The organism is Pseudomonas sp. C6002, assembly GCF_013385805.1.
Taxonomy (GTDB): Bacteria; Pseudomonadota; Gammaproteobacteria; order Pseudomonadales; family Pseudomonadaceae; genus Aquipseudomonas.
The window spans coordinates 139,016-160,074 of record NZ_JACAPH010000014.1 but is presented as its reverse complement, the minus strand read 5'-3'; the positions used below and the strand labels follow the sequence as shown (position 1 = coordinate 160,074).

Sequence of the window (21,059 nt, the reverse complement as noted above, 5' to 3'; positions counted from 1 at the left end):
TTGGTTCTGTAAAAATCATTGGGCATCGACGGCTTTATTTCCACCAGTACTCAACCTGCACACCAAAGTTGGAGCCATGCAACGCCGTGCCATAACTGCCGGTGTCGGACAACGCCGAACCTGCCGCCAGTTCATTGGCCGCACGCTTGGCCGCTTCGTTCCAGGTCGCGTAGGTGTAATACAAGCGCACTTCCGGTCGTGCCCAGAAATCCGGGCCTTTGGGCGACCAGGTCGGGGCGAACGTAAATTTGCTCAGCTTGCGCGTGCCACCGGTAGCCTCGACCTGATCATGACCGAGTTCGGTGACCAGCTTGAACTGTTCGGAAATCGCATAGGCCGGGCGCACGCCCAGCGACATCCAGGTCTGATCCTGGTTGCCCGGGCGAATATCTTTCTGGTACACGGCCTCGATCTGCCCGCCAAACCGTGGCGTCACTTGCCAGTCGAAGAACTCCACTGCGCGGTAGCTCTTGCTGCTTTTATCGAGGAAGGTATCGCCGGTGTAGCCGAGGCCGGTGCCGGGGCCTTCGCCGTACTGCAGGGCAAATTTGTTGCGCCCGCCGAGGAAGGGTTTCTGCACATGCTGGGCGGTAATGGCCCAGCCGCTGTTGGTGTCACGGCCACCGGCTTTTTCGATGTAGCTCAAGCCCAGTTCCAGCTCGCCGCCGGGATTGGTCTTGAAGCCGGCCACGTTGAAGTCGTGACGGGTGGCGTATTCCTTCTGGTACAGGTTGTCCTTGCGGGAAAGCGCGTAGCTGTATTTCAGGTCGCCGATTTTCACGTCCTCGATACCGCCGCCCGTGGCGCTCTGGTTCCAGTAGTAGAAGTCGGAGATATGGATGTCATTTCGTTTGTAGTAGCGCCGGCCGGCCCACAGCGAACCGCCGTTGAGGCTGGGGATGTTCGACCACTGCGCATACATCTGCGGCATGCGTGCCGAGCCGTTGTCTTCGCCCTGGAACTTCAGCGCCCGGTCGTACTTGTTGTACAGCGAAGCCATGGCGTCGACGCTGAACACCGAGCCGTCGTCGAGGGTCAGCAGGTCCTGGCGCAATTCGAGTTCGGCGTACTGCTCGCACTCGTTGCCCAGGCGGTATTTGGATTGTGCACCCGGCAACTGGAAGCACTGCTGCTTGCCACTGCCGGTTGAAGTCCCCGCACCGCTACGCAAGTAGCCGGCAAATTCCAACGCCTGGGCTGCCATCGGCAAGGTCAGGCAGGATGCAACGAGGCCCAGCTTTATTGTTGTTTTCATGAAGCACTCCGATATTTTTATTATGTTTTTTAAAGCGCCCCGGCTCTCCCACGCCGGGGGTAAAGCGGGTCTCAGTCCTTGAGATGCAACACAAACGACTCATACGGGCGCAGCGAGACCTGGCTCGAGCGCTGTGGGCAGTCGTCGTAGTTGCTGATCAGCAGGCGTTGCTCACTCGCCGCCGTCAGCAGGCCATCGGGCAGTTCGATCTGGCAGGGCGTGCCGTAGAAGTTGTTCAGCACCAGCAGGCGTTCGCCGTGGCCTTCGCGCAGGTACGCCCAGACCTGGGTGTGCTGTGGCAGCAGTTGGCGGTAAACGCCTTCCTGAATCAGCGGCTCATGCCGACGCAGCTTGATCAGCGCACGGTAGTGATGCAGTACCGATTGCGGGTCATCCAGCTCGCTTTGCACGTTGATCTGCGCGGCGTTGGCCGGGATGCCGATCCACGGTTCGCCGCGACTGAAGCCAGCGTTTTGCTCGGCATTCCATTGCATCGGTGTGCGGCTGTTATCGCGGGACTTCTGCATGATCGCCGCCATGCTCGATGCCTCGGACTCACCGGCCTCACGCTTGAGCCGATAGATGTTCAGCGTCTCGACATCCCGGTATTGGTCGATGGTGTCGAAGCCCGGATTGGTCATGCCCAACTCTTCACCCTGGTACACGAAAGGCGTGCCCTGGAGGAAGTGCAGCGCAGTGGCGAGCATCTTCGCCGAGACCACGCGGTGCTCGCCGTCGTCACCAAAACGCGAGACCACCCGCGGCTGGTCGTGGTTACACCAGAACAGCGCATTCCAGCCGCCACCGGCCTGCATGCCGAGTTGCCAGTCGGACAGAATCTGCTTGAGTTGCAGGAAGTCGAAGTCGGCCGCGACCCACTTCTGCAGGTTCGGATAATCGACTTTCAAGTGGTGAAAGTTGAAGGTCATCGACAGCTCTTTCGACTGTGGATTCGAATAACGAATGCAGTGCTCAAGGCTGGTGGACGACATCTCGCCGACGTTGATCAGGTCATGCCCCTCGAACACTTCGCGGTGCATTTCCTTCAGGTATTCATGCACGTTCGGGCCGTCGGTGTAGAAGCGCCGACCGTCGCTGTTGTCTTCCGGAAAATCCGCCGGCTTGGAGATCAGGTTGATCACGTCCAGGCGGAAACCGCCCACGCCCTTGTCGCGCCAGAAGCGCATCAGCTTGAACACTTCGGCGCGCACCTTGGGGTTGTCCCAGTTCAGGTCGGCCTGGGTGTGGTCGAACAGGTGCAGGAAGTACTGGCCGGTCTGCGCCTCGTATTCCCAGGCCGAGCCGCCGAACTTGGATTCCCAGTTGTTCGGCTGGTCGCGCCAGATGTAGAAGTCGCGGTACGGGTTGTCGAGGCTGCTGCGGGCCTGCTGGAACCACTCGTGTTCGATGGAAGTGTGGTTGACCACGATGTCGAGCATCAGCGTGATGCCGCGCTTGGCGGCTTCGCTGATCAGCAAGTCGCAATCGGCCATGGTCCCGTAGCTCGGGTCGATGGCGTAGTAGTCACTGATGTCGTAGCCGTTGTCGCGCTGGGGCGAACGCAGGAACGGGGTGATCCACAGGCAGTCGACGCCCAGCCACTTCAGGTAATCGAGCTTGTCCACGATGCCCAGCAGGTCACCGGTGGCGTTACCCGCGTGGCTGTGGAAGCTTTTGGGGTAGATCTGGTAGATCACCGAATGTTGCCAGTTTTGCATGACGGGTTCCTTCAATCTGGAAATGCGATCAACTGTGGGAGCTGGCTTGCCTGCGATAGCGGTAGATCAGGCGACCCGGTATCCGGGCCGGACAATTTTCATGCTCAACACACAGGTCAAAACAAACGGCACGACAATCGCGACGACCATGCCGATGACAAAACTTGGGATGTACTGCGGGATGATCGAGATGAACCCGGGCAAGCCACCCACGCCAATTGCCGAGGCCTGCACCTTGTTCAGCGAGAGGAAAATACTGCCCAGCGCCGAGCCGGTCAGCGCCGCGTAGAACGGAAACTTGAAGCGCAGGTTGACGCCGAACATCGCCGGCTCGGTGATGCCGAAGTAGGCGGAAATCGCCGAGGTGGACGCCATGCTCTTGTCCCGCGCATTGCGGCTCATGTAGAACACGCCGAGCGCCGCGCTGCCCTGGGCCAGGTTGGACATGACGATCATCGGCCAGATAAAGGTGCCGCCCTGGGTGGAGATCAGTTGCAGGTCCACGGCGAGGAACATGTGGTGCATGCCGGTGATCACCAGCGGTGCATACAGCAGGCCGAAGATTGCGCCGCCGACCATCGGCGCCAGGTCAAACAGGGTGACCACACCTTCAGTGATCAGGATGCCGAGGTGGCGGGTCACCGGGCCGATGATCGCCAGCGCCAGTACGCCGGTGACGACGATGGTAGTGATCGGCACCACCAGCAATTGAATGGCATTCGGCACCCGTGCCCGCAGCCATTTCTCAATCACGCTCATCACGTAGGCGGCCAGCAGGATCGGCAGGATCTGGCCCTGGTAGCCGACCTTCTCGATCTTGAACCAGCCGAAAATATCGAAGTACGGCAGGCTCTGGCCGTCGAGGCCGGCGACCGCCTTGCCGTAGTTCCAGGCGTTGAGCAGATCGGGGTGCACCAGCATCAGGCCGAGGACAATGCCGAGGATTTCACTGCCACCAAAGCGCTTGGCCGCCGACCAGCCCACCAGTGCCGGCAGGAACACGAACGAGGTGTTGGCCATCAGGTTGATCAGGCTCCACAGGCCATCCAGGTTCGGATAGGCGTCGAGCAAGGTCTTGTCCGCGATGAACATGCCCTTGGCGCCCATCAGGTTGTTCACCCCCATGAGCAAACCGGCAATGATCAGCGCCGGCAAAATCGGCATGAACACGTCGGAGAACACCCGCACCAGGCGTTGCATCGGGTTTATCTTGTCGGCGCTTTTCTGTTTCACGTCCGCGATGGTCGACGCGGCGAGGCCCGTTTGCTCGCGCAGGGCGGCGTAGACCTTTTCCACTTCGCCGGGGCCGATCACGATCTGGAACAGGCCGCCGGTGAAGAACGAACCCTTGACCAGGTCGACCTGGTTCAGCTCGCTGCTGTTGGCCAGGCTCGGGTCCTTGAGGGCCAGGCGCAAGCGGGTCACGCAGTGGGCAGCTTGCTCAAGGTTGTCGCTGCCGCCAAGGTTCTTGAGAATCTCGCGGGCAATATTCGGATAGTCGTGGCTCATGCTTGGTATCCACTCTGGTTTTTTTTATTGGGCGGTCATAGGCAGCACGCCGAAGCCAAAAGTACTCGTCTGTACGAGTTAAAGCAATAACTCGTATGTACGAGTTTGAAAATGATTAATTTTCTGTTTTTTGAGTCAGAAATTTCCGAGTTCTACAATGGGTTGCATGGACAAACCCCATCGCTGCCACTAAGGTTCCTGCCTTGAACGCCAACGCGGCACAGAGCCCTTCCCCATGAGTAAATACAACCAGATCTATACCGATCTGCTTGCCAGCATCACCACCGAACGCCTGCAACGCGGCACGCGCCTGCCCTCCGAAACCGAATTGATGGACGCCTACCAGGCCAGCCGTGGCACGGTACGCCGGGCGATCGAGCAATTGCAGGAGCGCGGCTTCGCGCAAAAGATCCACGGCAAGGGCACCTTTGTGCTGTCACCCAACCCCATCGAGTTCCAGCTCGGCGGTATCGTCAGCTTTCGCGAGACCCATGCCGCCCTCGGCGACGACGTCAGTACCGAAGTGGTGGAGTTCAGCCAGTTCCCGCTGGAAGGCCCGTTGATGCAGCACATTGAGGCCGAACCTGGCAGCCTGATCACCCGGGTCAAACGGGTGCGGCGGATCGACGGCAAACGGGTGATCCTCGACATCAACCACTTCGTCGCCGACCTGATACCGGGGCTGGATCGGGAGATTGCCGAGCAGTCGATCTATGCGTTTATCGAACAGACCTTGCAGCTGCAGATCAGCTATGCCCAGCGCACTATCGAAGCGCTGCCGCGGGGAAAGGACGATCAGACACACCTGGACCTCGAAGGTCAGAGCCATGTGATCGTGGTGAGCAACCAGACGTTTTTGCAGGATGGACGGCAGTTCGAGTACACCGAGTCGCGGCATACGCTGGATAAGTTTTACTTTTCGGATATTGCGCGGCGGTAGACAAACGCCAGAAACACAAAACCCCGGCACCAGGCCGGGGTTTTGTTATTCAGCGCTCACCTGCTACGGCAGGATCATTCCCACTCAATGGTCGCCGGCGGCTTGCTCGACACGTCATAAGTCACGCGCGAAATACCTTCGATCTCATTGATGATACGACCGCTGACAGTCTCCAGCAGTTCGTACGGCAGGTGTGCCCAACGGGCGGTCATGAAGTCGATGGTTTCCACCGCACGCAGGGCAACAACCCAGGCGTAACGACGGCCATCGCCGACCACGCCAACCGATTTCACCGGCTGGAACACCACGAATGCCTGGCTGACCTTGTGATACCAGTCGGCCTTGCGCAGTTCTTCGATGAAGATGTGGTCGGCGCGACGCAGCAGGTCGGCGTATTCCTTCTTCACTTCACCGAGGATCCGCACGCCCAGGCCCGGGCCCGGGAATGGGTGGCGGTAGACCATGTCGTACGGCAGGCCGAGTTCGAGGCCCAGACGACGGACTTCGTCCTTGAACAGTTCGCGCAGTGGTTCTACCAGCTTGAGGTTCATTTCCTCAGGCAGGCCGCCCACGTTGTGGTGGGACTTGATCACGTGGGCCTTGCCGCTCTTGGCGCCGGCCGATTCGATCACGTCCGGGTAGATGGTGCCCTGGGCGAGGTACTTGATGTTGTCCAGTTTGTTGGACTGGGCATCGAATACGTCGATGAAGGTGCGACCGATGATCTTGCGCTTCTTCTCCGGGTCGGACTCGCCGGCCAGGTTGTTCAGGAACTGATCTTCAGCGTTGGCGCGGATCACCTTGACGCCCATGTTCTCGGCGAACATGGCCATCACTTGCTCGCCTTCGTGCAGGCGCAGCAGGCCGTTGTCGACGAAGACGCAGGTCAGTTGGTCGCCGATGGCCTTGTGCAGCAGCGCCGCAACCACGGAGGAGTCAACGCCGCCGGACAGGCCCAGCAGGACGTTGTCGGTGCCGACCTGGGCACGTACGTTGGCGATGGCGTCTTCAGCGATCTTCGACGGGGTCCACAGGGCTTCGCACTGGCAGATGTCGAGGATGAAGCGCGACAGGATGCGACCGCCTTGCTTGGTGTGGGTCACTTCCGGGTGGAACTGCACGCCGTAGTAGCCGCGCTCGTCGTTGAACATGCCGGCAATCGGGCAGCTCGGGGTGCTGGCCAGGATGTGGAAGTCTTCCGGCATCCGGGTGACCTTGTCACCGTGGCTCATCCATACGTCGAGGCCAAACAGGCCGTCGGCGTCGATGTGGTCTTCGATGCCGTCCAGCAGGCGGCTCTTGCCGACCACGTCGACACGGGCGTAACCGAACTCACGCAGCTCGGAACCTTCAACCTTGCCGCCCAGTTGCTCGGCCATGGTCTGCATGCCGTAGCAGATACCGAAGACCGGCACGCCCAGGTCAAACACCGCCTGCGGGCAACGCGGGCTGTTGGCTTCGTGCACGGACTCGGGGCCGCCGGCGAGAATGACGCCTTTTGGAGCGAATTCGCGAATCGCTTCGTCGTCCATGTCGAACGGATGCAGTTCGCAGTACACGCCGATTTCACGCACGCGGCGGGCGATCAGCTGAGTGTACTGGGAACCGAAGTCGAGGATCAGGATGCGGTGGGCGTGAATGTCGAGGGCCATGAGATCAGTCTCGTCTAATGAATCAGAAACAACTCGGGGCTGAATAAGACAGCCCCGGTTACTTAACTATTTGCTGGAAGCATCAACCTACGCGGTAGTTTGGCGCTTCCTTGGTGATCTGTACGTCGTGGACGTGGGACTCGGCCATGCCGGCACCGGTGATCCGCACGAACTCAGGCTTGGTGCGCATTTCTTCGATGTCGGCGCTGCCGGTGTAGCCCATCGAGGAACGCAGGCCGCCCATCAGTTGATGGATGATGGCGCTCAGGGTGCCCTTGTACGGAACACGCCCTTCAATGCCTTCCGGTACCAGCTTCTCGGCGCCCGCGGAGGAGTCCTGGAAGTAGCGGTCGGAAGAGCCTTGAGCCTGGGACATGGCGCCCAGGGAGCCCATGCCGCGGTAAGCCTTGTACGAACGACCCTGGAACAGTTCGATCTCGCCCGGCGCTTCTTCAGTACCGGCGAACATCGAGCCCATCATCACGCAGGAAGCACCGGCGACGATGGCCTTGGACAGGTCACCGGAGAAACGGATGCCGCCGTCGGCGATCAACGGTACGCCAGTGCCTTCAAGGGCCGCGGCGACGTTGGCGATGGCGCTGATTTGCGGCACACCTACACCTGCAACGATACGGGTAGTGCAGATCGAGCCAGGGCCGATACCGACCTTGACCGCATCAGCACCGGCTTCGGCCAGGGCCTTGGCGGCAGCGCCGGTGGCAATGTTGCCGCCGATCACTTGCACGTCAGGGAAATTCTGTTTGACCCAGCGAACGCGGTCGATCACGCCTTTGGAGTGACCGTGGGCAGTGTCGACCACCACCACGTCAACACCGGCAGCCACCAGGGCCGCTACACGGTCACCGGTGTCTTTGCCGGTACCGACCGCAGCGCCTACGCGCAGACGACCTTGATCGTCCTTGCTGGCCAGCGGGTAAGCCTTGGCTTTTTCGATGTCGTTGACGGTCATCATGCCCTTGAGGGCGAATTTGTCGTCGACGATCAGTACGCGTTCGATGCGGTGCTTGTGCAGCAGCTCGCGCACATCGTTCTTGTCGGCGCCTTCCTTGACAGTAACGAGGCGCTCTTTAGGCGTCATCACTTCACGGACGGTGACTTCAAGGCGGTTCTCGAAACGCACGTCACGGGAAGTGACGATGCCGACCAGGTCGCCATCGTGCAGCACCGGAACGCCGGAGATGTTGTGCAGGCGGGTCAGGTCGAACAGGTCACGAACGGTGGCATCGGCCTCGATGGTGATCGGGTCCTTGACCACACCGGCTTCGTAACGCTTGACCTTGCGAACTTCGGCAGCTTGCTGCTCGATGGTCATGTTCTTGTGGATGATGCCGATGCCGCCTTCCTGAGCCATGGCGATTGCCAAACGGGCTTCAGTGACGGTGTCCATGGCAGCGGAAACCAGAGGAATATTCAGCTCGATGCCACGGGTTAGGCGGGTCTTGAGACTGACTTCGTTAGGAAGCACCTCGGAATAACCGGGCACTAGGAGAATGTCGTCGAATGTCAGAGCTTCTTGGCTGATACGCAGCATCGCGGGGGCTCCCGAGCGGGAAAATGGAAGCGCGCCATTATAGTCAGACACCCCCTCGGGTTCAATGTAAAACTCTGACAAACTTGGTAATACTGATAGATGGATGATTTTTGCAGCACTGAGCGTTCCCACGCTCTGCGTGGGAACGCTCACATCGGATTAAAGTTCGACTTTGACCCAACTCATCTTCTGGTCCAGCCAGTCGGCAAATTCGTCGATAAAACTCTGCTTGAACCCCGCCTCCGCCCAGTTATTGAAGATGAATCCCAGGTTGGAAAAGCCGCATTCCTGCAGGAACAGGAAACCGTTGATGTCGTCCTCATGCCCACACAGCGGGCAGGTGAAGTTATCGGTGTGGCCGGGCATCCAGTCTTCCAGGCTTTCGAACAGGGCTTCGCCGACTTCCTTGAGGCACTCGGGACAGCCGGCCTCTTCCAGGAAGCCTTTGGCCGGGGTGTAGATGCAGCGCTTGTAGATGATCTCCAGGCCGTTGATCGGCTCGTTGAACGGCAGCGCGTCGGGGTGCAGCACCACGGCGCGGGCACCGTCGGCCAGGGCATAGCCCATGCGGTTGCCGGTGCGCCCGCAGGTGGTGAGTTCTTCCTTGACGATGTTCTTGCGCACCAGCCAGCGCACGATCGCCCGGGCGCGGGGTTCGTGGACGGGTAGCGTGGAGATTTTCGGGACAAGGATGCTTTGGGAATTCATGGGAGTCCTGCGGCGTGGCTACTGGCGCCTTCGCGAGCAAGCCCGCTCCCACAGGGGGAATGCGTTCCAAATGTGGGAGCGGGCTTGCTCGCGAAGAGGCCCTGAAGGCTGGCAGCTTAATCCCTGAAACAATCAGGTCAAGTACTCAAGTAACGGGCAATCAAGGCAATGCCACTGGCCAGCACCAGCCAGGTCACCAACCGCACAAACGCCTCGCGGGACATGCGCAGGGTCAACCGCCGCCCCGCCCACAGCCCGAGCGCCATGGCCGGCAACAGGCACACCGCCAACATCAACAAGGGTAGCTCGGCATACACGCCCGCGATCAGAAACAGGCTCAGGCGCACCACCGTGCTGCAACTGATCAACGCACTCTGGGTCGCCCGCGCGCCATCCTTGGGCAATCGGCTGTTGAGGTAGATCGCATACAGAAAGCCGCCACTGCCAAACAACGCGCCAAACAGCCCGCCGACAACCCCCATGGGAATCGCCCAGCCGGCTGCCATCTGCGTGGGCTTGGCCTTCACCGCCAGGCTGTAGATCGCATAGGCGCTGATAAACAGCCCCATCAACAGCAGCAATAAATCAGAGTGCAGGTTGAGCAGGAAGATCACCCCAAGGGTGCAGCCAATCGCCATGCACGGCAGTAGCCTGAACAACTCCGGTTTCACCACATCCCGGCGCGATTGCAGAAGGTTGCCGAAGGCCGCGACAAAATCCAGCAGCACCAGCAAGGGGATGATCTTCGACAGCGGCATGAACAGAATCAGGATCGGCCCCGCCACCAATGCGGTACCAAAGCCTGCAATGCCGAACACGATATACGCCAGGGCAATCGCCACGCCGATCACCAGCCAGTCCACACCGCCAAACGACCAATGACTCAACAGCTCGACCGGACTCATGACGTATTCCTTATTAGAGATGGCCATCACTTTAGCCATTGGCAAGCGTTGCGACTAATATCTTCAAAGCCCATCACTCATCTCGAAAAGGCATGACTTGTGATTTCCACCCGGCAATTGCGTTACTTCGTCGAAATCGCCGAGAGCGGCAGCTTCAGCGCAGCGGCCGAGCGGCTGTTTGTGGCGCAATCGGCACTGAGCCGGCAGATCAAGGAGCTGGAAAACCTGCTGCAAACGCCGCTGTTTGAACGCACTGCGCGCCAGCCACGGCTGACGGCTGCGGGAGAGGCTTTTTATCCGCGGGCACGCAACCTGCTGGGCGAACTGCTCAAGGCCAGTGAGATGGCGACGCAAGTGGGCAATGGACAGCTCGGCACGCTGCGAATGAGCCATTCGAGCACGGTGCCGATGAGTGGCCGCCTGCTGCGCGGCATCGGTGCCTGGCTGGAACGATGCCCGGGCGTGTCGATGGACATCGCCAAACTGTCCTCCGAAGCCCAGTTGGAAGAAATCGCCGACGGCCGACTGGAGGTCGGGCTGTTGCGCTTACCGGTGTTGCGTCAGCGCGAAGGCGTGCGCATCGTGCCTTTATATAGCGAGCGACTGTTGCTGGCCGTGCCGCCGAACCACCGGTTGGCCGGGCACACATCCGGTATCGATTTGGCGCAACTGAAGAACGAAGCGTTTATCTCGATCCCTCACCCCCAGCGCGGAGGGCTGAGTTACCTGTCAGCCGAGTTGTGCATGCGTGCAGGATTTTTCCCCAAGGCGGCGCGGGTGATGTCGCGCAAGACCACGCAGTTACAGCTGATCCAGGCCGGATTCGGGATCGCCTTGCTGCCGGAGTCGATGCAGGACATTGCGCCGGCCAACATCCATTTTTTACCCCTGGCCGATCCCGATTGCCAAAGCACCGTCGCCCTCGCATGCCAGCAAACGCCGAACGCGCTGGTGGAGCAGTTCTGTCAAACCCTGCACGAATGCCTATAAACTGCCGCCCATGATTAAAGATCCCTTTGCCCGTCTGGGCCTGGACCGCGAAGTCCTGACTGTCAGCCAGCTCAACGGCCGCGCGCGGGTGTTGCTGGAAGACGTGTTCACCAATATCTGGGTCGAAGGCGAGATCTCCAACCTCGCCCGCCCGGCCTCCGGCCACGTGTATTTCACCCTCAAGGACAGTGGCGCCCAGGTGCGTTGTGCGCTGTTCCGGCAGAACGCCGCACGGGTGCGCCAGGCGTTGAAAGACGGCCTGGCGGTGAAGGTGCGGGGCAAGGTCTCGCTGTTTGAGGGCCGTGGCGACTATCAGCTGATTCTCGACACGGTGGAGCCGGCCGGTGACGGCGCACTGCGCCTGGCCTTCGACGCGCTGAAGGAAAAACTCAGCGCCGAAGGCCTGTTCAGTGTCGAGCGCAAGGTGCCGCTGCCCGCCCACCCAAGGCGCATCGGGATTATCAGCTCGCCCACCGGCGCGGTGATTCGCGACATCATCAGCGTGTTCCGCCGCCGGGCACCCAACGTGGAACTGACGTTGATCCCGACAGCCGTACAAGGTCGTGAAGCCGTGGCGCAGATCGTCCGTGCACTGAAGCTGGCCGATGCACGCGGCTTCGACGCGCTGATCCTGGCCCGTGGCGGCGGCTCGCTGGAAGACCTCTGGTGCTTCAACGAAGAAGCCGTGGCGCGTGCGGTGGACGCCTGCGTGACGCCCATCGTCAGCGCCGTTGGCCATGAGACCGATGTGTCGATCAGCGACTTTGTCGCCGACGTACGCGCCCCAACGCCTTCCGCCGCTGCCGAGCTGTTGGCGCCGGACTCCAGCCACCTGACTCGCCAGGTAGAGAACCTGCACCGCCGCCTGGTGATGCTGATGCGCAACCGCCTGACCCACGACCGCCTGCGCCTGGAAGGCATGGCTCGTCGCCTGCGTCACCCGGGCGAGCGCCTGCGCCAACAGGCCCAGCGCCTGGATGACCTGGACATGCGCCTGCGGCGTGCCTTCGAGCGCAGCCTCAACACCCGTCGCGAGCGTTTGATCCGCCTGGAAACCCGCCTCGCCGGCCAACACCCCGGCCGCCAACTGGCGCTGCTGCGCCAGCGCCTGGACAGCCTTGCCGAACGCCTGCCCCGTGCCATGCGCGAAGGCCTCAAGGCCCGTCGCCTGCAACTGCAAAGCCAGGTGCAGACGCTGCAGGTGGTCAGCCCGCTGGCGACGCTTGGACGCGGCTACAGCATCTTGCTCGACGAACGCGGCCAGGCGATTCGCAACGCCGCGCAAACCCACACCGGCCAGCGCCTGACCGCGCGCCTCGGTGAAGGCCAATTGCAGGTACGGGTGGAAGACAACCACCTGACGCCCGTCACCCTCTCGTTACTGGATTGATTGATGCCACGCTTTTTAAGTTTGTTGATGCTGCTGTGCCTGACCTTTAACGCCCATGCCGACAGCTACATCACCCGCCTGCTGAACAAGCCGGTGCCCGGTGGCGTGGCGGTGGTCGACCTCGGCACTTCGGCCACCGCGCCCAAAGCCACCTACATGAACCGCCCAGTGCTGGTGGTGAAGGAGCAAAACAACTGGCTGGCGATTGTGGGGATCCCGCTGACGGTCAAGCCCGGCACCCAACGCATCACCAGCGGCAGCCAGAACCTGCCGTTTGTCGTGGGCTTCAAGAAATACCCCGAGCAGCACATCACCCTGAAGAACAAGAGCCAGGTGAACCCGGACCCGGCGCAACTCAAGCGCATCGAAGGCGAGCTGGCGGTCCAGCTCAAGGCGTATCGCAGTTTCAGCCCGAACACGCCGAGCAACCTGCTGCTGGACAAGCCGGTGAACGGGCCGCTGTCGAGCAAGTTCGGCGTACGACGTTTCTTCAATGGCGAGGAGCGGAATCCGCATTCCGGCCTGGACTTTGCCGTGGGCGCCGGCACGCCGATCAAGACCCCGGCAGCGGGCAAGGTGATCCTGACCGGCAACTACTTCTTCAACGGCAACACCGTGTTTGTCGACCATGGCCAGGGCTTTATCAGCATGTTCTGCCATATGTCGAAGATTGATGTGAGCGTGGGCCAGCAACTGGCTCGTGGTGCGGTGGTGGGCAAGGTCGGTTCCACCGGCCGGGCGACCGGGCCGCATATGCATTGGAACATCAGCCTGAACGACGCACGGGTGGATCCGGCGATCTTTATCGGCGCGTTTCAGCCCTGATGCTCAATTGCGCACCCGGCAACGGGTGCGCAAACAAAACACCCCCATACACAATTCTCAACCATAAAATCTCGTTTTCCTCAGCAATAGCAGAACTTCTCTCAATTTTTTCCGACTGCTTGCCATCTTTCACCCCGGCGGTTAGGGTTGGACCTATGAAAACCTCTCACACCCTCATTCAGCTCCGCCAGCACCGCAGCCTGTGCCTAGTCAGCGCACGACTGCCAGGCTGAATCGATCTGCCTCGTCTTCCGCTTTATCCCCAATAACAGTTTTACGGCAGGCCGCCTTTTCTCGGCCCCTAGACAAAGGATTTCCCGATGAGCATGCTCAAAGACCCGTCTTCGAAGTACCGCGCGTTCCCGACCATTGATATCCCGGACCGCACCTGGCCTTCGAAAACCATCACCACCGCGCCGATCTGGTGCAGTTCCGACCTGCGCGACGGCAACCAGTCGCTGATCGAACCGATGGACGCGGTGAAAAAGCTGCGTTTCTGGAAGACCCTGGTGGCCGTCGGTGTGAAGGAAATCGAAGCCTCCTTCCCGGCTGCGTCGCAAACCGATTTCGACTTCGTACGCACCCTGATCGAAGACAATCACATCCCCGAGGACACCACCATCCAGGTGCTGACCCAGGGCCGTGAAGACTTGATCGCGCGCACCTTCGAATCCCTGCGCGGGGCGAAGAAAGCCATCGTTCACTTGTACAACGCCACCTCGCCGTCGTTCCGCCGCATCGTGTTCAACCAGGACAAGGACGGCATCAAGGCGATCGCGGTCAACGCGGCCAAGCTGTTCGTCAAATACGCCGCCCAGCAGCCGGAAACCCAGTGGACCTTCGAATACTCGCCAGAGACGTTCAGCGCCACTGAGCTTGAGTTCGCCAAGGAAGTCTGTGACGCGGTGATCGAGGTCTGGAACCCGACGCCTGAGCACAAGGTGATCCTCAACCTGCCAGCCACCGTCGAGTGCGCCACCCCGAACATCTATGCCGACCAGATCGAGTGGTTCGGCCGTCATATCAACCGTCGCGACAGCGTGATCATCAGCCTGCACACCCACAACGACCGTGGCACCGGCGTAGCCGCCACCGAGTTGGGCCTGATGGCCGGCGCCGACCGTGTCGAAGGCTGCCTGTTCGGCAACGGCGAGCGTACCGGTAACGTCGACCTGGTCACCGTGGCCTTGAACATGTACACCCAGGGCCTCGACCCTCAGCTGGACTTCTCCGACATCGACGGTATTCGCAAAGTTGTCGAAGAGTGCAACCAGATCCCGGTGCACCCGCGTCACCCGTACGTCGGCGACCTGGTTCACACCGCCTTCTCCGGCTCCCACCAGGACGCGATCCGCAAGGGCTTCACCCAGCAGAAAGACGACGCCTTGTGGGAAGTGCCGTACTTGCCGATCGACCCGGCCGACATCGGCCGCAGCTACGAGGCGGTGATTCGCGTCAACAGCCAGTCGGGCAAAGGCGGCATCGCCTACCTGCTGGAGCAGGAATACGGCATCAGCTTGCCGCGCCGCATGCAGATCGAGTTCAGCCAGGTGGTACAGGCCGAAACCGACCGCGTGGGCCTGGAGATGACCGCCGCGCAGATCTACAGCTTGTTGCAGCGTGAATACCTGCAAGCCAACATTCCTTACGCGCTGGTCAGCCATCGCTTGCAGGAAGAGAACGGCAACAGCTCGGTGGAAGTTGAAGTCTCCGGCAAGGGCCAGGGCGAAACCAACCTGCGCTGGCACGGCAAAGGCAACGGCGCCCTGGAAGCGCTGGTGGCCGGGCTGCCGATTGGTGTGGAGATCATGGATTACAACGAACACGCGATTGGCGCCGGCACCAATGCCAAGGCGGCGGCCTACATCGAGCTGCGAGTGAACGGTGAGCGTCCGGTGCATGGCGTGGGCATTGATGAAAACATCACCACGGCGAGCTTCAAGGCGGTGTTCAGCGCGCTGAACCGCTCGTTGAGCCAGCTGGAAGCGAAAGCGGCATAAACACTGACCGCTGAAATGCAAAAGGCCCCGGGATGAGAATCCAGGGGCCTTTTTTATGATCGTTCCCACGCTCCGCGTGGGAATGCAGCTCGGACGCTCCGCGTCCCGAAGCGTGACGCGGAGCGTCACAAGAGGCGTGCCCACGCAGAGCGTGGGAACGATTTATACGAACTCGAAGCTGTCCGCATCCAGGTTCGCCGGGAAGCGTGTGCGGTACTCCGCCAATTCCGCTGCGTCCAGGCACACCTGGAACACCCCGTCCGCCTCCCCTGCGCTCAGCAGGCTTTCGCCCTGGAAGTCCACGACCTGGCTGTCGCCGGTGTAGGCAAAGCCCTTGCCGTCCGTGCCCACCCGATTCACCGCCGCCACGTAGCACAGGTTTTCAATGGCCCGTGCCGGCAGCAGACGGTTCCAGTGCTGGCGACGTGCGCCCGGCCAGTTGGCGGTGTACAGCAGCAAGTCAGTGTCCTGGGCGTCACGACTCCACACCGGGAATCGCAGGTCGTAGCAGATCAACGGACGAATCCGCCACCCCTTGAGTTCGAACTGCACCTGGCGCTCGCCGGGGGTGTAGTGGTCGTGTTCACCGGCCATACGGAACAGGTGACGCTTGTCGTAGTGCAACACCTCACCATCCGGTCGCGCCCACAGCAGGCGGTTGCGGTGACTGCCATCGGCGGCCTGGATGATCACGCTGCCGGTGATCACCGCGTTGTACTTCTTCGCCTGGGCCTGCAGCCATTGATGGGTGGGGCCGTTTTCAGGCTCGGCGAGGGTTTCCGATTCCATCGAGAAACCGGTGGTGAACATCTCCGGTAGCACGATCAGGTCGGCACCCTTGGCCTGTTCCAGCAGCAGTTCAAAATGCTCCAGGTTGGCCTGGCGGTCGTGCCAGGCCAGGGTGGTTTGCACCAGGGCGATGTTCAGGTTGGGCAGTGCACTCAGATCACGCATAGTTTCTCGGCTGCTTGACGCAGCGTCTCCTCGCGTTTGGCAAAGCACAGTCGCACCAGGCGCTGGCCTTGCGGTGGGTTCTGGTAGAACACCGAGACCGGAATGGTCGCAACGCCGTGTTCGCGGGTCATCCACAGCGACATGGCGACGTCATCCAGGTCCGGGCGAATCTGTGAGTAATCCACCAATTGAAAGTAGGTACCGGCCACCCGGGTAAAGCTGAAACGCGACGGTTCCAGCAGGTCGCAGAACAGGTCGCGCTTGGCTTGATAAAAAGCCGGCAGCTCCTCGACGTGTTCCGGGTGTTCGGCCATGAAGTCTGCCAAAGCGTACTGCAACGGGGTCACGCCGCAAAAGTTGACATATTGATGCACCTTGCGCAGCTCGGCGCTGAGGGCTGGCGGCGCGACCACGTAGCCGGTTTTCCAGCCGGTGACGTGGTAGGTCTTGCCGAACGAACTGACCACAAACGCACGCTGATACAGCTCTTCGTGAGCCAGCACGCTGACGTGGGGCACACCGTCGAACACCAGGTGCTCGTAGACCTCGTCGCTGACCAGGTAGATGTCGCGGTCGCGGATCAACTCGGCCAACTGGTCCAGCTCGGCACGGCTGATCAGGGCACCGGTGGGGTTATGCGGGCTGTTGAGGATGATCATGCGGGTGCGCGGCGACAGCGCAGCGCGCAGTTGCTCGAAGTCCAGGGCGAAATCATCCAGACCCAGTTGCACGTGCACGCAGCGACCGCCTGCCAGTTCCACAGAAGGCTCGTAGCTGTCGTAGGCCGGATCGAACACGATGACTTCATCACCGCTGCGGATCACCGCCTGGATCGCACAGAAGATCGCTTCAGTGGCGCCTGGGGTGATGGTCACTTCGCTGTCGGCATTCACCGTTGCGCCATAGCTGCGGGCGATCTTGGCCGCCACTTGCTGGCGCAGTACCGGCAGGCCGGTCATCGGGGCGTATTGGTTATGGCCCAGGGCAATTTGTCTGCCCACTCCATCGAGCAACTCCTGGGGCCCGTTAAAGTCGGGAAAGCCCTGGGACAGGTTGAGCGCACCGGTTTCGGCAGCGAGTTGCGACATGGTGGTGAAGATGGTGGTGCCGACATTCGGCAGCTTGCTGGTGATCATCGGTGCGCCCCTTGCGGTGAGCCCCAAGTTTTAAGCTGCATGCCGCGAAGGGTCAACCGCCAGGCACAAAAAAGGGCTCCGAAAGAGCCCTTTTTCAACCGATCAGGATCAGCGCTTGTCGCGGCGCTTTTTGTCGGCCTTCTTGTGGTGCGTCATCATCCGGCGCTTTTTGTTGACCTGGCGGTCGGTGAGGCTGTTCTTGTTACCTTCGTACGGGTTCTCGCCACCCTTGAACTCGATACGGATCGGCGTACCGACCAGTTTCAAGACACGGCGGTAGGTATTTTCCAGGTAACGCACGTAGGACTTCGGCACCTTCTCCAGCTGGTTACCGTGAATCACGATAATCGGCGGGTTGGCACCACCCAAGTGAGCGTAGCGCAGCTTGATCCGACGGTTGTTGACCATCGGCGGCGCGTGCTCGCTGACCGCATCTTCAAGAATCTGGGTCAGGCGGTTGGTTGGCCAGCGGGTGACCGCGGACTTGAACGAGTTCTGCACCGAGGCGTAGAGGTTACCCACGCCGGTACCGTGCAGTGCCGAGATAAAGTGGATATCGGCAAACTCGACGAAGAACAGACGACGCTGCAGCTCGACCTTGACGTAGTCGCGCTCGCTCGGCGTCATGCCGTCCCACTTGTTGATCGCGATCACCAGGGCGCGACCGGCTTCCAGGGCAAAGCCCAGCAAGTTCAGGTCGTGGTCTACCACGCCTTCGCGGGCGTCCATGACGAAGATCACTACGTTGGCGTCTTTGATCGCCTGCAGGGTTTTCACCACGGAGAACTTTTCAACTTCCTCGTGGATCTTGCCGCGCTTGCGCACACCGGCAGTGTCGATCAGCGTGTACTTCTCGTCGTTACGCTCGAACGGGATGTAGATGCTGTCGCGAGTGGTGCCCGGCTCGTCATAGACGATTACCCGGTCTTCACCGAGCATGCGGTTGACCAGGGTCGACTTGCCGACGTTCGGACGGCCGATGATCGCGATCTTGATACCGTCTTTTTCGCTTGGGCCAGGAATGCGCTTGGCTTCCTCGCCTTCGGCAACGATTTCTTCTTCGCCTTCGACTTCATCCACGTCATCACGCGGGAAGTCGCGCAGGGCGATTTCCAGCATCTGGGTGATGCCGCGACCGTGGGCACCGGCGATCGGGATCGCATCGCCCAGGCCCATCGGGCTGAACTCGGCGCGGGCCATTTCAGGATCGATGTTGTCGATCTTGTTGGCCACCACGTAGGAACGCTTGTTGCGCTTGCGCAGGTGCTCGCCAATCATCTGGTCTGCAGCGGTGTAGCCCGCGCGGGCGTCCACCAGGAACAACACGACATCAGCTTCTTCAATGGCCAGCAGCGACTGCTCGGCCATCTTTTCGTCCATGCCATGCTCGTCACCGGAGATACCACCGGTGTCGACAATAATGTAGGAGCGCCCTTGCCACTTTGCCTCACCGTATTGGCGATCACGGGTCAGACCGGACAAGTCGCCGACGATGGCGTCGCGAGTCCTGGTCAGGCGGTTGAACAAGGTGGACTTGCCGACGTTCGGTCGGCCCACCAGGGCGATTACGGGAACCATGCGGCTCTCCACTTCGTTATTTCAGAAAATACAAAAGCCGCTGCAAGGCAGCGGCTGGTGCTCGGGGCAGCGCTCGAAAGCGCCGCATGCCCTGCCGAAGCAGGGCCGCCTGGGAATTACCCCAAGCATAGTCAAACCATTACTTGATGGTCAGCGCTTCCAGTTTGCCGCTGTTGCCATACACGTAAAGCATGTTACCTACCACCAGCGGACGGGCACGCAGGCCGTCGCTGTCGATACGTTCGCGACCCACGAAGCGACCGTCCACCTGGCTCAGCAGGTGCAGGTAACCTTCAAAGTCGCCTACCGCTACGTAGCTGGAGAACACTTCCGGTGCCGACAACTGACGGCGGGCCAGGGAGTCGTTGCTCCACAATGCAGTGGTGGAACGCTCGTCGACACTTTCAACGGTGCCGGACGCCAGGCTTACGTAGACGCTGCCAAACCCTTGGGCGACACCGGCGTAGCTGGAAGCATCACGCTGCCAGTTGATCCGGCCGCTCTGCACGTCCAGCGCCGCAACACGGCCCTGATAAGTAGCGACATAAAGGGTATCACCCGACAGCAGCAAGCCACCGTCGATGTCCACTACGCGGTCCAGTTCCGAACGACCTTGAGGAATCGCGACCCGGGTTTCCCAGGCCGGCACGCCGTTCTGGGTGTCCAGGGCGACCACTTTACCGGTCGACAGGCCTGCCAGTGCCAGGTTGCTGGTCACAACCGGACCGCTGGTACCGCGCAAGGTCAGGACCGCCGGCGTGCTGTCATACAACCAGCGCTGGTTACCGGTGGCGGCGTCGAGGCCGATCACACGGTCATCCTGGGTCTGCACGACAACCACGTCACCGTTGGTAGCCGGTGGCGAGAGCACTTCACTGGTCACGCGAGCGCGCCATTTCTCTTCACCGGTGCTCGAATCCAGTGCCACGACGTCGCCTTTCAGCGTGCCGAGCATCACCAGGCCAGAACCCACGCCAACGGCGCCGGACACAGGCAGTTCGAGGTCTTTCTTCCACTTGACGTCGCCGTTCATGCGATCCATGGAGACCACAACACCGGTGGAATCAGCGGCGTAGATAGTGTCACCGTCGATCGCCGGGACCATCAGGTTGTACAGATCGCCCTGACCGTCACCAATGGAGCGGCTCCACTGCTTTTGCAGGACCACTTCTTCCTTGAAGCTGGTCAGCTCGGCCGGAGGCAGTTCTTTTTTGCTGTTGCTGCTGCAACCCGCGGCCAAAACGGCCAGAGCCAGCAATGCTGCATGTTTCCAACGGATCACGTCACGCATCCCCTTTGGCCAAGTCGTCGAGCTTGATTTGTAAGCCACCGACCGCCGCTTCATCAGACAGCGCCGCCTTGGCTTTTTGGTACGCAGCATTGGCTTCGTCGGTACGACCCAATTGGACCAGGAGGTCGCCCTTGAGCTCTTCACGAGTGGCCAGGAATGCCTTGTCAGCATCGCCGTCGAGCAGTTTCAGTGCTTCGTCGGCCTTGTTCTGTGCCGCCAGTACCTGAGCCAGACGCTGACGTGCGATTTCACCCAGTGTCGGGTTGGCCGGCTTGTCGGTGATGGCTTTCAGCTCGGAGGCGGCGTCATCCAGCTTGCCGTTGTCGACCGCAACTTTTGCGACGAACAGGCTGCCGTATTGCGCGTAGGTGCTACCGCCGAATTCGCTCTTCAGCTTGCCGGCCAGGTCTGCAACCTGGGCCAGGTCAGGCTTGCCGTTTGGCGTCAGCGTGGTTTCCAGCAGTTGCTGATAGATAATCGAGGCGCCTTGCGACTGGTTAGCCTGATACTTGTGCCAGGCTTGCCAGCCGAACACCACTACTAAAGCCAGCAAGCCGCCAGTGACCAGGGGCTTGCCGTTGCGCTGCCACCAGTCTTTGAACTCGGCCAGCTGGTCATCATCAGTACTCGACACCCCAATACTCCTTAATCGCTAA

Annotated in this window: 17 protein-coding genes; 5 read left to right on the top strand and 12 right to left on the bottom strand. The window is 60.7% G+C overall.

From position 1 onward, the window contains the following. Positions 1–34 precede the first annotated feature (34 nt). The 3 genes from HX817_RS09430 to treP all read right to left on the bottom strand — a co-directional run bounded on the left by HX817_RS09430 (position 35) and on the right by treP (position 4,482). Positions 35–1,255 (bottom strand): carbohydrate porin, encoded by a 1,221-nt coding sequence (locus HX817_RS09430; protein WP_003209628.1) that lies wholly within the window; start codon positions 1,253–1,255, stop codon positions 35–37. A 71-nt stretch (positions 1,256–1,326) separates the two neighbouring features. Beyond that, positions 1,327–2,973, bottom strand: coding sequence for an alpha,alpha-phosphotrehalase (gene treC, locus HX817_RS09425; protein WP_003209630.1), 1,647 nt, complete (start codon positions 2,971–2,973; stop codon positions 1,327–1,329). A gap of 66 nt (positions 2,974–3,039) precedes the next feature. Then, on the bottom strand, positions 3,040–4,482 hold the full coding sequence (treP, locus tag HX817_RS09420; protein WP_177021404.1) for a PTS system trehalose-specific EIIBC component: 1,443 nt from the start codon (positions 4,480–4,482) through the stop codon (positions 3,040–3,042). A gap of 235 nt (positions 4,483–4,717) precedes the next feature. Here treP and treR point away from each other — a divergent pair, with 235 nt between their 5' ends. Then, complete coding sequence (gene treR / locus HX817_RS09415) at positions 4,718–5,422, top strand: trehalose operon repressor (protein ID WP_177040145.1); 705 nt, start codon at positions 4,718–4,720, stop codon at positions 5,420–5,422. Positions 5,423–5,496: 74 nt separating this feature from the next. Here treR and guaA read toward each other — a convergent pair whose 3' ends face one another. The 4 genes from guaA to HX817_RS09395 all read right to left on the bottom strand — a co-directional run bounded on the left by guaA (position 5,497) and on the right by HX817_RS09395 (position 10,239). Beyond that, positions 5,497–7,074 carry a glutamine-hydrolyzing GMP synthase gene (guaA, locus tag HX817_RS09410; RefSeq protein ID WP_003209644.1) on the bottom strand — a complete coding sequence of 526 codons (1,578 nt, stop codon included), beginning with the start codon at positions 7,072–7,074 and terminating at the stop codon, positions 5,497–5,499. 82 nt (positions 7,075–7,156) lie between these two features. Beyond that, positions 7,157–8,626, bottom strand: a complete 1,470-nt coding sequence (guaB, locus tag HX817_RS09405) for an IMP dehydrogenase (RefSeq protein WP_003209646.1) — start codon at positions 8,624–8,626, stop codon at positions 7,157–7,159. 159 nt (positions 8,627–8,785) lie between these two features. After that, on the bottom strand, positions 8,786–9,334 hold the full coding sequence (locus tag HX817_RS09400) for a hypothetical protein (protein WP_003209647.1): 549 nt from the start codon (positions 9,332–9,334) through the stop codon (positions 8,786–8,788). A gap of 137 nt (positions 9,335–9,471) precedes the next feature. Further along, positions 9,472–10,239: a sulfite exporter TauE/SafE family protein gene (locus HX817_RS09395; RefSeq protein ID WP_003209649.1), complete on the bottom strand. Its 768-nt coding sequence runs from the start codon at positions 10,237–10,239 to the stop codon at positions 9,472–9,474. 99 nt (positions 10,240–10,338) lie between these two features. On the opposite strand from HX817_RS09395, the gene HX817_RS09390 reads away from it, so the two are divergent. The 4 genes from HX817_RS09390 to leuA all read left to right on the top strand — a co-directional run bounded on the left by HX817_RS09390 (position 10,339) and on the right by leuA (position 15,444). Beyond that, positions 10,339–11,229: a LysR family transcriptional regulator gene (locus HX817_RS09390; RefSeq protein WP_087695128.1), complete on the top strand. Its 891-nt coding sequence runs from the start codon at positions 10,339–10,341 to the stop codon at positions 11,227–11,229. Between the two features lie 10 nt (positions 11,230–11,239). Further along, entirely contained in the window at positions 11,240–12,619 is a 1,380-nt protein-coding gene (xseA, locus tag HX817_RS09385) for an exodeoxyribonuclease VII large subunit (RefSeq protein ID WP_177040144.1), read from the top strand. Positions 12,620–12,622: 3 nt separating this feature from the next. Beyond that, entirely contained in the window at positions 12,623–13,444 is an 822-nt protein-coding gene (locus HX817_RS09380) for a peptidoglycan DD-metalloendopeptidase family protein (protein WP_008438272.1), read from the top strand. A gap of 320 nt (positions 13,445–13,764) precedes the next feature. Then, the gene (gene leuA, locus HX817_RS09375; protein WP_003209657.1) at positions 13,765–15,444 is read left to right on the top strand and encodes a 2-isopropylmalate synthase; all 1,680 of its coding nucleotides are present in this window, start codon (positions 13,765–13,767) and stop codon (positions 15,442–15,444) included. A 162-nt stretch (positions 15,445–15,606) separates the two neighbouring features. Here leuA and HX817_RS09370 read toward each other — a convergent pair whose 3' ends face one another. From HX817_RS09370 to HX817_RS09350, 5 genes are all read right to left on the bottom strand, one after another. Next, positions 15,607–16,398, bottom strand: a complete 792-nt coding sequence (locus HX817_RS09370; RefSeq protein WP_003209658.1) for an amidohydrolase — start codon at positions 16,396–16,398, stop codon at positions 15,607–15,609. Continuing rightward, positions 16,386–17,534: a pyridoxal phosphate-dependent aminotransferase gene (locus HX817_RS09365; protein WP_177040143.1), complete on the bottom strand. Its 1,149-nt coding sequence runs from the start codon at positions 17,532–17,534 to the stop codon at positions 16,386–16,388. The genes HX817_RS09370 and HX817_RS09365 overlap by 13 nt, the downstream gene beginning before the upstream one ends. A 108-nt stretch (positions 17,535–17,642) precedes the next feature. Next, positions 17,643–19,112 (bottom strand): ribosome biogenesis GTPase Der, encoded by a 1,470-nt coding sequence (der, locus tag HX817_RS09360; protein WP_003209661.1) that lies wholly within the window; start codon positions 19,110–19,112, stop codon positions 17,643–17,645. Positions 19,113–19,251: 139 nt separating this feature from the next. Beyond that, positions 19,252–20,403 (bottom strand): outer membrane protein assembly factor BamB, encoded by a 1,152-nt coding sequence (gene bamB / locus HX817_RS09355; protein WP_003209662.1) that lies wholly within the window; start codon positions 20,401–20,403, stop codon positions 19,252–19,254. Further along, positions 20,396–21,037 (bottom strand): tetratricopeptide repeat protein, encoded by a 642-nt coding sequence (locus HX817_RS09350; RefSeq protein WP_003209663.1) that lies wholly within the window; start codon positions 21,035–21,037, stop codon positions 20,396–20,398. The genes bamB and HX817_RS09350 overlap by 8 nt, the downstream gene beginning before the upstream one ends. Positions 21,038–21,059: the final 22 nt, after the last annotated feature.

Excerpts from the sequence above, each read along its gene's own strand:
- HX817_RS09430 (WP_003209628.1), bottom strand. The coding sequence starts at position 1,255 with ATGAAAACAACAATAAAGCTGGGCCTCGTTGCATCCTGCCTGACCTTG.
- treC (WP_003209630.1), bottom strand. The coding sequence starts at position 2,973 with ATGCAAAACTGGCAACATTCGGTGATCTACCAGATCTACCCCAAAAGC.
- treP (WP_177021404.1), bottom strand. The coding sequence starts at position 4,482 with ATGAGCCACGACTATCCGAATATTGCCCGCGAGATTCTCAAGAACCTT.
- treR (WP_177040145.1), top strand. The coding sequence starts at position 4,718 with ATGAGTAAATACAACCAGATCTATACCGATCTGCTTGCCAGCATCACC.
- guaA (WP_003209644.1), bottom strand. The coding sequence starts at position 7,074 with ATGGCCCTCGACATTCACGCCCACCGCATCCTGATCCTCGACTTCGGT.
- guaB (WP_003209646.1), bottom strand. The coding sequence starts at position 8,626 with ATGCTGCGTATCAGCCAAGAAGCTCTGACATTCGACGACATTCTCCTA.
- HX817_RS09400 (WP_003209647.1), bottom strand. The coding sequence starts at position 9,334 with ATGAATTCCCAAAGCATCCTTGTCCCGAAAATCTCCACGCTACCCGTC.
- HX817_RS09395 (WP_003209649.1), bottom strand. The coding sequence starts at position 10,239 with ATGAGTCCGGTCGAGCTGTTGAGTCATTGGTCGTTTGGCGGTGTGGAC.
- xseA (WP_177040144.1), top strand. The coding sequence starts at position 11,240 with ATGATTAAAGATCCCTTTGCCCGTCTGGGCCTGGACCGCGAAGTCCTG.
- HX817_RS09380 (WP_008438272.1), top strand. The coding sequence starts at position 12,623 with ATGCCACGCTTTTTAAGTTTGTTGATGCTGCTGTGCCTGACCTTTAAC.
- leuA (WP_003209657.1), top strand. The coding sequence starts at position 13,765 with ATGAGCATGCTCAAAGACCCGTCTTCGAAGTACCGCGCGTTCCCGACC.
- HX817_RS09370 (WP_003209658.1), bottom strand. The coding sequence starts at position 16,398 with ATGCGTGATCTGAGTGCACTGCCCAACCTGAACATCGCCCTGGTGCAA.
- HX817_RS09365 (WP_177040143.1), bottom strand. The coding sequence starts at position 17,534 with ATGATCACCAGCAAGCTGCCGAATGTCGGCACCACCATCTTCACCACC.
- der (WP_003209661.1), bottom strand. The coding sequence starts at position 19,112 with ATGGTTCCCGTAATCGCCCTGGTGGGCCGACCGAACGTCGGCAAGTCC.
- bamB (WP_003209662.1), bottom strand. The coding sequence starts at position 20,403 with ATGCGTGACGTGATCCGTTGGAAACATGCAGCATTGCTGGCTCTGGCC.